This is a genomic window from Streptomyces violens (genome assembly GCF_000717745.1).
Lineage (GTDB): Bacteria > Actinomycetota > Actinomycetes > Streptomycetales > Streptomycetaceae > Streptomyces > Streptomyces violens.
The window spans coordinates 13,047-26,886 of sequence record NZ_JOBH01000008.1; the positions used below are offsets into that span (position 1 = coordinate 13,047).

Consider the following 13,840-nt stretch of genomic DNA (forward strand, 5'->3'; position numbering starts at 1 on the left):
GGCGGGTGATGCTCCATTTGGGGCATCACCGGCGTGAACGCACGCGCTGCACGACGATCAAGAACCGCTGATTCGTACGGACGGGGACCGTGGTGCGCAAGAAGCCGTCAAAGGGGCACACCTAGATCGATGCAACATCACGTACAGGATCAAGAAACGCCGGAAGACCCTGCCACGCCGCGGCTGCGCCTGGGGGTGGTCGCCGACCCGGGGCTGCCCAGTGACGTCGCGGCCGCCGTCGTGGACGAACACTTGCCGGACCTGCTGAGCCGGCGGGTGTCCGCCGATGTGGTGTGGGAGGTGGAGCTGGAGCAGGAGGCGCTGCCACTGGACGAGCAGGGGGCGGTGCCGCTGCTGGAGCTGGCGGGCGAGCGCAGGCCACAGGCAGGCTGGGACATGTTCGTCTATCTCACCGACCTGACGCGCGGGTCGGCCACCCAGCCGGTACTCGCAGACCTGAGCAGCCGGGATCAGGCCGCGCTGATCAGCTTGCCGGCCGTCGGCGGCCTGCGGCTGCGGCACCATGTCAGGCGCACGCTGATCCACCTCGTCGACCGGCTGCACCACTCCACGGCGCAGTCGTCCGGCCGGCGGGCGCTGCGCCGCTGGAGCGAATGGACTTCCTCGGTGCGCGAACGAACCTCGGCCGAGCACGCCATCGACACCTCCCTGGTGCTGGTGGGACGCCGCGGAAAGTTCCGGTTGCTGTGCGGCATGGTGCGCAACAACCGTCCCTGGCGGCTGGTCCCCCATCTGGCCAGCGCGACCGCCGCGGCCGCCGCGACGGCGGCGTTCGGCATCTTCTACTCCAGCATCTGGCAGCTGGCCGACGCCATGTCCACCCTCCGCCTGATCGTCGTCTCCGCCCTGGCCATCGGTGTCATGGTCGGCTGGCTGCTGTTCTACAACCACCTGTGGGACTCGCCCCGCGGCCACCGGGCACGCAAGGAGACCGTCCTTTACAACGCCTCGACCCTGTGCACCCTGACCCTCGGGGTGAGCTGCATGTATCTCCTGCTGTACGGCCTGGCGCTGCTCTCGGCCGTGGTGGTCATCGACGACGGCTACCTCGGCTCACAGCTGGGCCACCCGGCCGACGCGGGCGACTACGCCACCGTGGTCTGGCTGGCCTGCTCCATGGGCATCGTCGCCGGAGCGCTCGGCTCCAGCCTGGACAGCGAAGCAGCCGTCCGGCAGGCCACCTACAGCAGGCGCGAACAGGAACGGCAGGCCAACCAGCTCCGGGCCGAGGCCGAGGATCCCCAGGACCAGCATCCTCGCGCCCCCGGCCGACGCCCGGAGCGCTGATATTCCCATCCGCCGTTGACCGCAGATCACCGCTCCACTGCCTCCCCTGCACGGCCCGGCGGTCTGATGTGGTCCGACTCGGACGAGAACCGCTGCGCTCCAGCAGGACGTGCCGACTCACCGAGATCAGGTGAGAGAGCTCGAGCCCGCGTAAGGTCGCCGTTCCCCGCTACTCATCTCCGGCCCCTCGACATGCGTCGAGGGGCCGGAAGCGTTGGGCGGGGAATGCCCTGCCCGGCCCGATGAGCCGTCCCGCCGCCCCGTGCCGCGGGTGTGTGTGGGCGCCGACGTACCGACATCCCGCCACACCCCCCGGACGGGGATCGCCGAAGCGGTCGGCGATCTGGCGGCAGCATGCATGCGGCGCGGGTCGGCCGAGCCGCACTCGGCGGTGCCCTGCGGCCCGCCACCCGGGTCGGCATTCCCCCAGGCCGACGCGTCAGGTCACTGGCAGCGGGTACTCGCCGCTCAAGCCGAGGAGGTCCCCGGGAGTCTTCTCAGTCCAGGTTTGGCCCGTCCGACAGCGCGGCGGGCCAAACCGCAGAGAAAACGAAGTTGCCAAACACAAGCTTCGGCCGCGTCGGTAGGTGATAACACAGCAGGCCAATTAGAGGAACACCTCGTAGATTTCGAGGAACACCTCTCAGATATCGCCCTGTCAGATGTCAGCTGTCAGGTGTCAGCGCAGGGCGACCGCCGCGCCCGTTCGTTCGGTGGCGATCCTGACGGCGAAGCCCGCCAGCGCGGTGCCCATCACATAGCGGTGCAGGCGCTGCCAGAGCGGGTGCCGGGCGAAGAACCCGGCGACGGAGCCGGCCGTCACGATGAAGAACGCGTTGCCTGCTACCCCCACCGCGATCTGGGTCAGCCCCAACAGCAGGCCTTGCACGGCGACATGGCCGCGCTCGGGGTCGACGAACTGCGGCAGCAGCGAGATGTAGAGGATGGCCACCTTGGGATTGAGCAGGCAGGTGAGGAGGCCCATCAGGAAGAGCTTGAGGGGCCGGTCCTGCGTCAACTCCCGGTTCGCGACAGCGGATCGGCCGCCTGGCCGGACGGCCTTCCAGGCCAGCCAGAGCAGGTAACCCGCCCCGGCCAGCTTGATTGCCAGGTAGATCTCCGGCACCAGCGCGAAGACCGTGGCGATACCGGCGGACACCGCGAGGAGGTAGACCAGGAAACCGAGGGCGACCCCGGCCAGCGAGATCAGCCCCGCCCGGCGGCCCTGGGTGATCGAGCGGGAGACCAGGTAGATCATGTTCGGCCCCGGCGTCAGCACCATGCCGAGCTCCACCAAGGCGATCCCTGCTATTGCTCCCAGTCCGATCACAGCACTACCTCTGTACACGCGTTCCCCTAGGCGCAACCTAGCAGCTCACGGCCATGTACCCGGCCGCGAGGGGGAGGTGCCCATGCCCGTTCCCTCCGCCGCTCGTTGAGGAGGTCGCGAGGAAGGAATCGCCGTGGCTTGTGTCGGACGACCTGTGGAATCGGGGCGGGCCGTTGGCAACGGCTTCGCAACCTCGGCCGTCCACCACTCGATGACCGGGGATGCCTGCAGGGGTTCCTGTTCGTGCTGCACACGGGATCCAGTGGGAGTGGCTGTCGCAGGAGCTCGGCTTCGGCTCGGGCATGACCTGCCGGCGCCGGTTGCGGGACTGGCACGAGAGGGCGGGGTGCGGGACCGGCTGCACCAGGCGCTGCTAACGGAGTTGCACCGTGCCGGGGAACCGGACCGGTCGCGGACGGTGATCGATGGCTCGCATCGCCAGGCCCGTCGCGGCGGGCACGGGCGGTCCGGGCGGAGAGGCGGCGGTACATGGGCGGAGTGTTCGGCAGCAGGCCGGCGGCGACCAAACGGTACATCACCTGCCGGAGCGTGACGCCGCCCTGGCAACTCTCCACGTTCTCCCCCCGGTCCAGGATCACCGGACCCTGCCGCCCATAGGGGCATGAGCACGCGCTGACGGCCGTCATCACCTCAACGAGCCGGATGACCACGTCCGGGTTGCTGCCGTATTCACTGAACTACTGGGAGTCCAGCCAATGTGAGCCCAAAAACGACGGGATGATCTTGGTGGCCCGATGCCTCGACGCCGTCACGAGCCGCCATGTAGGACGGGCCCCTCACCGACGCTCTGGTCGACGCGACTGGCCTCCTCGAAAGCGGTGGCACGATCTGGCACGTCGCTCGGCAGACCGGGCGGGACGACTACGTCGAGCGGGCCCGCCTCTTCCGGGTACGCCGACGACGCCCGGGGCTTCCGGACACCGTTGTCCCTAAGTCATGGGCATGCCAGACTGGCCCGTCGGGGCAAACGGGCTAAAGGGGGACCTCGTGCTCATCACCTACGTCATCGGCGTCGGCGGTCTGCTGTTGTGGCTCGGCGCAGCGAGTGCTCCCATACGGGCCAGGGAAGTGCGGCTCGGTTACCTCACAGCCATCGCTCTGGTCACGTTCATCGGCATAGCCTGGCCGTGGCTCAGCACGATGTATGCCGGCGGCGACACTCTCCGTCTCAACGTGGCCGTGCTACTGACGGTGGTCTTTCTCCCCGGCGGTGTCGTCGCCCTCATCCGGCTGCTCAGGACACCTTCGAAGACCTGACCTCTCCCTTCACCGTCGTTCGACGGCGAAGCCGGCCGCTGCGGCACGGTGGAGACGCCGATGGACGGATTCGGATTCGAGCACGGCATCAAAAGTCGCGTTGATCAGGCAAAGGCTTGATATGCCGGCGCATCCCGAGACCGGTCGGCGGGAGAGTCATGTCAGCCGACACCGCCTACGAGCCCGGCACGACCGCGACCGCGGCCCACCAGGTTCCCGCCGCCGGCCAGGCGGCCGTGCGCGCTACGGGATGCGGGGTTCTTCCGTTTCGCCCTGAGCCGTCCAGGTCCTCAGTACGCGCTCGCTTTCACTGAACTACTGCAGCTGCCTGGAAACGAGTGAAGAGATATCCCGAGATCGACGGTGCGACGGCTGCGCTCCTCCACAACATCGAGCTGAGCGAGCTTCTCCTCGGTGCTGGCGAGGCTGACCTCAAGTCCTTCGATCTCGCCGAGCCAACCTTCCTGCCCTGCCTCTGTAATCCGGGCGATGAGGTTGTCGCGGATCTCGACGAGGCGGGGCCGCTGTACCGGGTCGGGGCGAAGCATCGAGCAGCGGATGCAGGTGTGTTCGTGGATGCACGGGGTTCCGAAGGCTCGCGCACAGATCCCGATCGACAGCTTGCGTCACTCGAAGTGTCCGAGGAAGGCATCCCACTCCTCGCTGGTCGGAGTGCGGTACTCCTCGCTGGGTCGAAGCGCTCGACGACGGGCGATGAACGCTCGGTGAGCTTCGATAACCTCGGCAGGATAGATCGCGTTGTAGCTCATGGTGGTGTTGATATCGGTGTGTCCGGCGATGTCTTGGGTAATGTGCGGTGGCAGGCCGTTGCGGATGGAATCCGTGATGAAGATGCGCCGAAGGTCATGCGGGTGAAGTGGAGCGACTGACTGTCCGAGCCGGTCAGCCCCGTCGCCTCCAGCACGTCGTCCAGAGCGCTCACCAGGAGCTTGTCGGAGAACGCGGCGTTCTCTCCGTTGAGACACCACTGGAACAGCAGCGGCATCGGCGCCCTCCAGACCTTCTCGTCCTTGTCGTAGGAGGCCACGTGCGGGACGACGCCGGTGCGAGGATCGCGGACGCGGGTAATGATCGTGCTGAGCACGTCGGCCAGCTCGGGACTGATGAGGAGAAGCCGTTCCTGGTCGGTCTTCGACGGCGCGATCTGCAGCAACGGGACGACCTCTCCTGAGCTGGGCAGCTTGTACTGGATCAAGCTGTGATGGCTGGTCTCCTGCATCTCCTCAATGCGGGCGCCGGTGTGCTGAAGGAACTCGATCGCTGCCCAGCCCCAGAACGCCCGCTGCTCCGCCTGCCCGAGGTTGCGCTTTCGACCGCGCTCATCGAAGACCACGTCGATCCCGGCTTGCGGGCCCTGGTGAAGGTCTCACCGAGCACGGCGAACCGAGCACCTGGAGGGGCTGCCTGGAGGGCAGCTAGGCGAACCTGGGCATCGTCGAGGAGCCGCTTAGCGGCGCGGAGACCCCTGCCCCTCGTTGTGGAAGGGCGCAGCCGGGCTGTGATGGGCGTGAGCCCGCCCCGCCCTGCCTGAACGGGTGAGAGGAAACGGGTTGATGAGCGGCCCGGTGCCCTCGTCACGGTGGAAGTCGTAGAACGTGCGCAGCACCGTCTCGCAGTGCGCCCGTGTATTCGGCGCATACTTCGTCCCGGGCGTCGACTTCCCGGTGACCGGGTTGGGTGTCCCTGGCGGAAGCCGCCGTTTCTGCTGCGGAACCGTCTTAGCTATCAGCCCTGCCCGCTGGTGACGCCAGTGCATGCGCACGGGCTTGTCCGCGATCTGCATCCAGCGTGCGACATCGCGCGCATCGACCCGGGTGGCCCGGTCCCAGAAGATGCCCACCCAGCCATGAACCTCCACCAGCGCAGCAAGTCCATGCCGTACGAACGGATGGTCGCTGCCGGCTTGTCGCTGGCCTGAAGTTCCGCGAAGAACGCTCGTACAGGCCCGACCACCAGGCCGTACTGGTCGAGGAGCTGATAGGGCTCCCAGGGATTTCCCGTTTCAACGAGCTCACCGATTTCCGGCAGGACGAAACTGGGCAAAGTCCCGCTCGGGACCACCGTGCCCAAGCATGGCCGGACGCTAGCAGAGACCTCAACTGACCTGCGGCAACAACTGAGTTAGTTCAGTCACCGGGTAGCGCCCGACCCATTCGGTGTACCGGCCCCGGGCGGTGGCCTGCGCGGCCCATTCGCCCTCGACTGCTGCACCGGTTGGCGTGAACTGCAGCCGAGCGACGTACTTGGTGGCCGCCTTCGTTCCCCTCGCCGCATCAGCTTCTCACCGGGTGCGGGGTCAGTCGGCTGCCGGCTCGTTGCCCTGCCTGAACCGCGGGCGTCGGTGAGCGGGAGATCGGCGCGGGTCGTTGGCACCGCGTACGCATGCATCGCTCGCGGTATTCCTGCTCCTTGGGGCTGGCGTGGGAGCCGTTTCCGGTCATTCTGTGCTTAGTTGATCGGTTATGTCGATTGTGGGGGGATACTCTGCACGGATCCGGATCCGGGTCCGGGTCCGGGTCCGGGTCCCGGTCCGGATGAGGTTGGGTGGTCGGGGCTGCCGGCCAGGCATGAGTGGGTGGTGGGTGTGGGGGGATCGGCCAGCTCTGCGGCGGGTGATGTCGTCAGTACGCAACCGGCGACGTTCACCATGGATCCGTTGCTGCACACGCCGATGCCCGGCGTGAAGGCGACGAAGGTGGTCTATCGGTCGACCAACGCGCGGGGAGAGGCCAACACGGTGTCCGGCACGGTGCTGGTTCCGGCCGCGCCCTGGCTGGGGAAGCGTCCGGTGGTCGGCTACGCGGTGGGCACCCACGGGCTGGGTGATGCGTTCGCGCCGTCGCAGGAGATGAGCAACGGTACCGAGACCGAAGCCTCGATGGTCTCCGGGTTGCTCGGTCGGGGCTGGGCGGTCGCCGTCACCGACTACGAGGGGCTGGGCACCCCCGGCCAGCACACCTATATGGTCGGCCCGGCCATGGGGCATGCCGTACTGGATGTACTGCGGGCGGCGACCCGGCTGCCCGGCGGCAGCCTGGCCGCGGACGCCCCGATGGCCGTGTGGGGCTACTCCCAGGGCGGCGCCGCCGCGGCCTGGGCAGCCCAGCTCCACCCCTCCTACGCGCCCGAACTGCCCCTGGTGGGAGTGGCCGCCGGCGGCGTGCCCGCCGATGTCCTGGCGGTCGCCCGGCACCTGGACGGCGGCGCCTTCTTCGGCCTGGCCGTCGCCGCGCTGATCGGCCTGGACGCGGCCCACCCGGAGCTGGACCTGAACGGCTACCTCAACGACGTCGGCCGGCAGTTGCTGCAGGACAACAAGGACGACTCGCTGATCGGCCTCGTCACCGGCTTCGCACTGAAGAACCTGGCCGACATCACCACCACCAACCCCCTCGAGGCGGCCGACTGGCAAGACCGGTTCGCCCACAGCCGGCTGGGCGCCACCGCACCGAGTGTTCCGGTACTGCTCTACCACGGCGAACTGGACGAGATCATCCCCTACGGGCTCGGCACCGCGCTGCGCGACCGCTACTGCGCGCACGGCGTGCCGGTGCAGTGGCAGAGCTTCCCCGCAACCGATCACATCACCGGGGTGCTGCTGGCCGCCGCGCCGGCCACCGACTGGCTCGCCACCCGCTTCCACGGCCGACCACCGCTCACCACCTGCCCGTAACCGGCCCCGCCCGATCGGGACAGACCACGCCCCTAATGGAGGATCCATGGAGATATCGGCTTTTCTCGACCAGAAACTCGCCCGCCGCTTCGCCACCTACGACAGCGACGGTGACGGCTTCATCGAACGGGAGGACTTCACCTCGGCCGTCGCCCGCACGGCCGAGGCGTTCGGCCATCGACCCGACTCACCGGCCCGGCAGCGGCTGCACGATCTGAGTCTGCAACTGTGGTCGCACCTGGCCAAGGTGGCCGACGCCGATGGTGACGGACGCATCAGCGAAGCCGAGTACAAATCCGCCTTCGCCGCCGGACTGCTGGAAACCCCCGGCTCCTTCGACGACGGCTACCGGCCGTTCCTGGACGCCATCATGAACATCGCGGACGCCGACGGCGACGGCAAACTCACCCAGGACGAGCACGTGCGCTGGACCGGCGCCCTGATGAACCTGCCCGCCACCGACGCCGCCGAAGTCTTCCGCCGACTGGATGGGGACGCAGACGGCTTGATCACCACGGGCGACCTGCTGGAAGCCATCCGCGAGTACTACTTCAACGACGACCCGCAGTCCACCGGAAGTTGGCTGCTCGGCCCCCTCAAGCCCCGCTGAACGCACCATGCACACGCCGACAGCCGCCGCGGCACCGCCAGACCACAGCAATCAATGCCCAAAGCCCGCGAGATCAGCAGTTCAGGAACGGGTTCTAAAGCGCGTTGCAGAAGGCCGTGATCAGGGCATTTCCTGTGTATGGGCGGGGTGCTGAGGGCTGAGCGGGTGTGGGTGGAGACGTTCACCGGGCTACGGGTCGATCGGTTCCGGCGACTGCTGAAAGTGGTCCGGGAACGCGGCGGTGAGAGCTGCGGATGGAGGCGTCCGTGGCGCTTGCCGCTGGCCGAACGCGTGCTGCTGATGGCGGTCTACTACCGCACCAACCTGACCTGCGGCAGTTGGCGCCGCTCTTCGGGGTCTCGCCGGCCACCGTGTGCCGGGTGATCCAGCGTCTTGGGCCGCTGCTCGCGCTGGAGACTGTCCGGGCTTCGGCGGAGGGTATCGAGCGGTTATGGATCGTGGACGGCACGCTCATCCCGGTCCGGGACCGGTCGGTGGAACGTCCTCACGCAACTACCGGTTCTCGGCACACGTGCAGGTCATCGTGGATGCGGACACGAGGCTGGTGGTGGTTGCGGCCCACCCGGTGCCGGGCACCACGGCCGATGCGAAAGCCTGGTGCGACTCCGGCCTGGCCGGGCACTGCCAGGGAGTGACCGTGCTCGGCGACGGCGCGTACATCAACACCGGGCTGGTCGTCCTGCACCGTAAACGCCCCGGACGGCCGCTGCTGAAGGGCGAGGAGGAAGACAAGGCGAGCACCGCAAGGTCCGCGCGCGGGTCGAACATGTCCTCGGCAGGCTGAAGAACTACCAGATCCTCCGTGACTGCCGGCAACGCGGCGACGGCCTGCACCACGCCGTCCAGGCCGTCGCCCGCATGCACAACCTCGCCCTCGCCGCATGCCAGACACGCCAACAGCCCACTCCAGGCTGCCTGATCACGGCCTTCTGCAACGCGCTTTAGACCGTCTCCTTCGGATCTTGCCGGGGCGCGGGGCCTGGCGGGATCCGAAGGAGACGACCTAGGCGCCCACGGTCCCGTCGATACCCTCGCGCAGAAAGTCCGCGTGCCCGTTGTGACGGCCGTACTCCAGGAGTACGTGCACCATCACCATCCGCAGCGACACCTCCTCGCCCCATCTCGGTTGATACCCGGCCCGGTCGAGGGACTCAGCCTCCCGCTCGATACGGCGCGAGTTCTTCACCTCGGCCTCCCAGGCTACGAACGCCTCCTCCCTGGTCGATGCGCTCGCGTCGTACGCCACCTGGAAGTCGATCTTGTCGGACCAGACCATGGGCGCGTCATTGTCCTCGAACACTCGACGGAACCAAGCACGCTCCACCTCTGCCATGTGCCGCACCAGACCGAGCAGCGAAAGCGTGGACGGCGGCATCGACTGCTGGCGCAACTCCTCGTCGGTAAGTCCTTCGCATTTCATGGCGAGCGTCGCGCGGTGGTAGTCGAGGAAGGCCCGCAGCATGTCGCGTTCGCTCCCAAAAATGGGCGGTCCTGTGCGAGTGTCGCTGGTCACTGGTTGTGCTCCCCTTATCCGTGCCTGCATTCAGGGCCAGTATCTGCTCCCGTCGACTGGCCCCGAACGTGGGCCGTCAACCGGACTTGACTGTCATCACGGAGATCGCCGGTCACAGGAATCAGCAAGACTCAGCGGTCCACACGCAGCGTCCCAACTGCCCCTTGGTATCGATCATCTAGCGGGGACCCGCGCCAGGCCGGCGGCTACTCCGCCCGCCCCGTCTCGAAGTCGAAATCCTCCACGAAGTAGCTGTCGTGCCGGATGCGGAACTCCTTGAGCTCCTCCGGGCCGCGCTGCGACATCTCCGCGACCCGCTCGAAGTACTCCTCGCGCGGGGAGCCCGGGGCGAAGAGCATGAGCATGGACACGGGGTCGTCGGTCATGTTCTTGAAGGCGTGCAGACCGCCGACCGGCACGTACAGGAAGTCTCCCTCGCGGCCCGTGACCCACTTCTCGCCGTTGAAGAGCTCCAGTTCGCCGGAGAGGATGTAGAAGGACTCCGACATCGCACGGTGGAAGTGGGTCTTCGCACCGGCGGACCGGGGGCCCAACACCCCCTTGTAGAGCCCGAATTCGCCACCGGTCGACTCCTGTGTGGCGAGGTAGCTGGTGGATCCGCCGGGCGAGGAGACCTCCGGCGGGGTGTCGGCCGAGCGGAAGGACGCGCTCACCTCGCCCTTGGCGCCGTGGTAGCGGGGCTCCGGGTACTGCATGTTCTCGAAGTACGACATCGTGTGCTCCTTGTCGGCAGGTTCACCACAAGGGTGCCCGCCGCGGCCGGGCACAGCATCGGGCCCGCGAATGATCGCCGCGGGCCCTCGGACGAGGTCCAACGACCTAGTACGGCAGTCAGACTTCGTTCCTGACGTGAGGTCAGCGCCTTTGAGCTGCAGAGATTCTCGGCTCATTCGGTGGCGCGAACGAGTGCGGGCCGCTCCGTGCTCATCATGGTGTGACTCGGTCTGATCAAGAAACGGCCTGCCCGGCCACTGTAGCGGGAGGGTTCGAGGCGCGCTTCGCTGAGCTCGCCGGACTGCTTGCGCCCGTGTTTGCCCGGTGTGACCTGCGATCGAACGCGATGACGTATGTTCGTGGCCTGCTGATGCCGGGCGTGGCCGGCAACTGCTGGGCGCTGGCTCAGGCAGTGGGGCACGCTCGCCCTCACCGGCTCCAGCACCTGCTCTCGGGCGCAGTGTGGGACGAGGACGCCGTGCGTGATCAGGTGCGTGGCTTCGTCGCCCGCCATCTGGGAGCCGCCGGGGTCCTCATCTTCGACGAGACCGGAGATCTGAAGAAAGGCTGGGCCACGGCAGGAGTGGGAAGACAGTACACCGGCACGGCCGGACGGATCGAGAACGCGATCGTCGCGGTCTACTCCACCTACGCCACAGCGCATGGGCATGCGCTGACCGACCGGGACCTGTACGTCCAACGTGAGTGGTTCACCGATCCCGACCGCATGCACCGGGCCGGGTTCGAGGACGACCACATGTTCGCGACCAAGGGTCAGATTGCCCGAGACCAGGCCCTGCGCGCCCTGGACGCCGGGCTGGAACCCGCCTGGGCCACCAGCGACGAGGTCTACGGGCGAAGCAGCGAGCTGCGCGCGGTATTCGAGCAGCGCGGAATCGGCTACGTCTTCGCCATCGCCGCGACTTCCAGATCACGACCTCCGGGCACCAGAAGATGCGCGCCGATGCGGCGCTCGGCCTGGTCGAGCCGCACGGGTGGAACCGGCGCTCGGCCGGAAGCGGCTCGAAGGGACCGCGCCTGTACGACTGGGTGTGGATCGCCACAGCCTCACCGCGCCACCACTTGCTCATCCGCCGCTCGATCAGCACGGGCGAACCGGCCTACTACATCGCCTACGTCCCCGACCACGACGTCTGTTCTCTGACCGATCTGGTCGAGGTCGCCGGCACCGGTAAGCGATCGAAGACGACTTCCAGGACGCGAAACAGGCGGTCGGCCTCGACCACACCCAGGCGCGCAGCTACCGGGCCTGGAAGCGGCCCACCGCGCTCGCGCTCGCCGCCTACGCGCTGCTGGCCATCGCATCGGCCCTGGCCAAAGCCACCCACCCCGCACCTGTCCTACCCGACGACGCCGACCAGAAAGCGCCGGCCGACTGCAGCATGACCGCGCTGACCGTCCCCGAGATCCAGCGCCTTCTCACCGTGATCACACGGCGAATACAACAGGCCCCGGACCTCGCGTCCCACCTGGCCTGGTCCGATTGGCGACGAAGCCACCGGGCCCGAGCGCGTTGGCACCACTACCGCACACGCACCGAACTCATAAATGACTGTGCGTACCAGGCTGCGAGTTCGACGGCCGTATCAGATTCGTTACGTGCGCAGCGCCTGCGACAGCGCGTCAACGGTCACCCCCACGATGGCCAGGAGCTGCGCCGGGCTCGCCCCGGCCCTGCTCATGACGGCGAGCGACTGGTTCACGGCCGCCGCGTGTACAGCGAAGGCTTCGGCGTCCTGGTCGGTCAGTCGGCCGGCCTTCAGCGCGGTGCGCAGGCGCAGGTGCTGGAAGCCGAGCGCCTGCTTGGCGTGCGCTGCGACGCTCGGGCTCAGCACTGGAATTGCCATGGCCGACTGGGCGATCAGGCATCCATCAGGTAGTTCGGGATCGGCGATGCGCTCGAGGGTGACGTCGAAGAACGCACGAACAGCGGCAACGGGTTCCGAGGCCGCACGCGACAGGGCGGCGTCGTACTTCTCGCCGTAGCGCGCGGCGTAGAGATCCAGGCAGCGCAGGAAGAGCGTGTCCTTGCCGCCGAGGGAGGAGTAGATGGAACTGCGGTTCAGGCCGGTTGCCCGGGACAAATCGCCCAATGAGGTGTCGGCGTAGCCGTCGCGCCAGAACTGGATCATCGCGGCGTCGAGCGCCGTGTCCATGTCGAACTGCTTCTTGCCTGCCACGCGGCACTCCTTGCCGATGCGTCGATGGTTCGGACTGTGTTGCGCACCATCCTATCTTGAACCGATCAGTTCAAGATGTGTTAGCTTTCGAGCGCGATCATGACCAGGCATGGCACGCTGCACCGTCCCTACCCACACCTGACACCGACGGAGGATCCCCGTGACCGGCCCAGCAGCCAGCACTCCGCATGTCTCCGAAAGCAACCCCGTCCGCGACCTGCCCCTGCAGCATCTGGCCGGATTCACTCACCGCTGGGTCGACGCGGACGGCGTCCGCCTTCATGCCGTCGAAGGCGGACGGCCGAGCGGCCCGGCCATCGTCCTGCTCGCCGGATTCCCCCAAACCTGGTGGGCCTGGCGAAAGGTGATGCCCGGCCTCACCCACCGGTTCCACGTCATCGCGATCGACCTGCCGGGGCAGGGCCACTCCGAGCGTCCGGAGGGCAGCTACGACACGCACGCGGTCGCCGCGCACGTCCACACCGCCGCGAAAGCTCTCGGAGTGTCGACTTACTCCCTGGTCGCCCACGACATCGGCGCCTGGGTCGCTTTCTCCCTCGCCCTCAACTTCGAGAGCCACCTGCGCGGGGTCGCTCTGCTCGACGCCGGGATTCCCGGTATCACTCTCCCGGAGGCGATTCCCACCGACCCGGATCGAGCGTGGAAAACCTGGCATTTCGCGTTCCACATCGTGCCCGACCTGCCCGAGACGCTGCTTGCCGGCCGCGAACGCGAGTACGTCGGCTGGTTCCTGAAGGTGAAGGCCCTGTCTCCCGACACGTTCGACGACGCGGAGATCGACCACTACGCGGCGGCCGTCGCCGTCGACGGCGGCCTGCGCGCTTCCCTCGCGTACTACCGAGACGCCGCGGAGTCAGCGCGCAAGAACCGCGAGGCGCTCAAGCGGCGGCACCTGACCGTGCCCATCCTCGGAATCTCCAGCAGCCACGGCTCCGTTCCGGACATGGCCGCCTCCATCAGCCCATGGGCCGACAACACCACCCGAATCGTCGTGCCCGACGCTGGACACTTCATCCCCGACGAGCAGCCCGAAGCTATCGCTGCCGCGATGACAGACTTCATCGCCGACGGCGGCTGACACCCGTCGAACCTACCCGACCGCGCCGCCCAAGGCCGCGCGAAACTCAGA

At 67.6% G+C, this 13,840-nt stretch carries 13 protein-coding genes and 2 pseudogenes; 8 read left to right on the forward strand and 7 right to left on the reverse strand.

From position 1 onward, the window contains the following. The first annotated feature begins 129 nt into the window (after positions 1-129). Positions 130-1,308 carry a hypothetical protein gene (locus tag IF04_RS0116220; RefSeq protein ID WP_051831292.1) on the forward strand — a complete coding sequence of 393 codons (1,179 nt, stop codon included), beginning with the start codon at positions 130-132 and terminating at the stop codon, positions 1,306-1,308. Between the two features lie 679 nt (positions 1,309-1,987). Here IF04_RS0116220 and IF04_RS0116225 read toward each other — a convergent pair. Beyond that, on the reverse strand, positions 1,988-2,638 hold the full coding sequence (locus tag IF04_RS0116225; protein ID WP_030257090.1) for a LysE family translocator: 651 nt from the start codon (positions 2,636-2,638) through the stop codon (positions 1,988-1,990). 787 nt (positions 2,639-3,425) lie between these two features. On the opposite strand from IF04_RS0116225, the pseudogene IF04_RS39800 reads away from it, so the two are divergent. Both IF04_RS39800 and IF04_RS0116230 read left to right on the forward strand, forming a co-directional pair. After that, a pseudogene (locus IF04_RS39800) lies at positions 3,426-3,530 on the forward strand (DUF3052 family protein); the annotation flags it as partial. Positions 3,531-3,646: 116 nt separating this feature from the next. Continuing rightward, positions 3,647-3,916: a hypothetical protein gene (locus IF04_RS0116230; protein ID WP_157847658.1), complete on the forward strand. Its 270-nt coding sequence runs from the start codon at positions 3,647-3,649 to the stop codon at positions 3,914-3,916. 290 nt (positions 3,917-4,206) lie between these two features. Here the strand turns inward: IF04_RS0116230 and IF04_RS39805 are convergent, their stop codons facing one another. The 3 genes from IF04_RS39805 to IF04_RS39305 all read right to left on the reverse strand — a co-directional run bounded on the left by IF04_RS39805 (position 4,207) and on the right by IF04_RS39305 (position 5,270). Continuing rightward, positions 4,207-4,464 (reverse strand): hypothetical protein, encoded by a 258-nt coding sequence (locus IF04_RS39805; RefSeq protein WP_051831293.1) that lies wholly within the window; start codon positions 4,462-4,464, stop codon positions 4,207-4,209. Between the two features lie 78 nt (positions 4,465-4,542). After that, positions 4,543-4,770, reverse strand: coding sequence for a hypothetical protein (locus IF04_RS39810; RefSeq protein WP_245654426.1), 228 nt, complete (start codon positions 4,768-4,770; stop codon positions 4,543-4,545). Continuing rightward, positions 4,683-5,270, reverse strand: coding sequence for a hypothetical protein (locus IF04_RS39305; protein ID WP_030257101.1), 588 nt, complete (start codon positions 5,268-5,270; stop codon positions 4,683-4,685). The genes IF04_RS39810 and IF04_RS39305 overlap by 88 nt, the downstream gene beginning before the upstream one ends. 1,323 nt (positions 5,271-6,593) lie before the next feature. Here IF04_RS39305 and IF04_RS0116245 point away from each other — a divergent pair. The 3 genes and pseudogenes from IF04_RS0116245 to IF04_RS35735 all read left to right on the forward strand — a co-directional run. Then, the gene (locus IF04_RS0116245; RefSeq protein WP_211259819.1) at positions 6,594-7,610 is read left to right on the forward strand and encodes a lipase family protein; all 1,017 of its coding nucleotides are present in this window, start codon (positions 6,594-6,596) and stop codon (positions 7,608-7,610) included. 46 nt (positions 7,611-7,656) lie between these two features. Next, entirely contained in the window at positions 7,657-8,220 is a 564-nt protein-coding gene (locus tag IF04_RS0116250; protein ID WP_030257108.1) for an EF-hand domain-containing protein, read from the forward strand. A gap of 138 nt (positions 8,221-8,358) precedes the next feature. Further along, positions 8,359-9,120: pseudogene (locus IF04_RS35735) on the forward strand (transposase family protein); the annotation flags it as partial. 124 nt (positions 9,121-9,244) lie between these two features. Here the strand turns inward: IF04_RS35735 and IF04_RS0116260 are convergent. Together IF04_RS0116260 and IF04_RS0116265 are read right to left on the reverse strand one after the other, a co-directional pair. Then, entirely contained in the window at positions 9,245-9,754 is a 510-nt protein-coding gene (locus IF04_RS0116260) for a DinB family protein (protein WP_030257111.1), read from the reverse strand. 206 nt (positions 9,755-9,960) lie between these two features. After that, positions 9,961-10,488: a cupin domain-containing protein gene (locus IF04_RS0116265; protein WP_030257114.1), complete on the reverse strand. Its 528-nt coding sequence runs from the start codon at positions 10,486-10,488 to the stop codon at positions 9,961-9,963. Positions 10,489-10,835: 347 nt separating this feature from the next. Here IF04_RS0116265 and IF04_RS37460 point away from each other — a divergent pair, with 347 nt between their 5' ends. Beyond that, on the forward strand, positions 10,836-11,654 hold the full coding sequence (locus tag IF04_RS37460; RefSeq protein ID WP_078600376.1) for an IS701 family transposase: 819 nt from the start codon (positions 10,836-10,838) through the stop codon (positions 11,652-11,654). A gap of 451 nt (positions 11,655-12,105) precedes the next feature. On the opposite strand, the gene IF04_RS0116275 is transcribed toward IF04_RS37460, so the two are convergent. Continuing rightward, positions 12,106-12,690, reverse strand: a complete 585-nt coding sequence (locus IF04_RS0116275) for a TetR/AcrR family transcriptional regulator (protein WP_030257115.1) — start codon at positions 12,688-12,690, stop codon at positions 12,106-12,108. Between the two features lie 160 nt (positions 12,691-12,850). On the opposite strand from IF04_RS0116275, the gene IF04_RS0116280 reads away from it, so the two are divergent. Next, positions 12,851-13,789 carry an alpha/beta fold hydrolase gene (locus IF04_RS0116280; RefSeq protein ID WP_030257116.1) on the forward strand — a complete coding sequence of 313 codons (939 nt, stop codon included), beginning with the start codon at positions 12,851-12,853 and terminating at the stop codon, positions 13,787-13,789. Positions 13,790-13,840 lie beyond the last annotated feature (51 nt).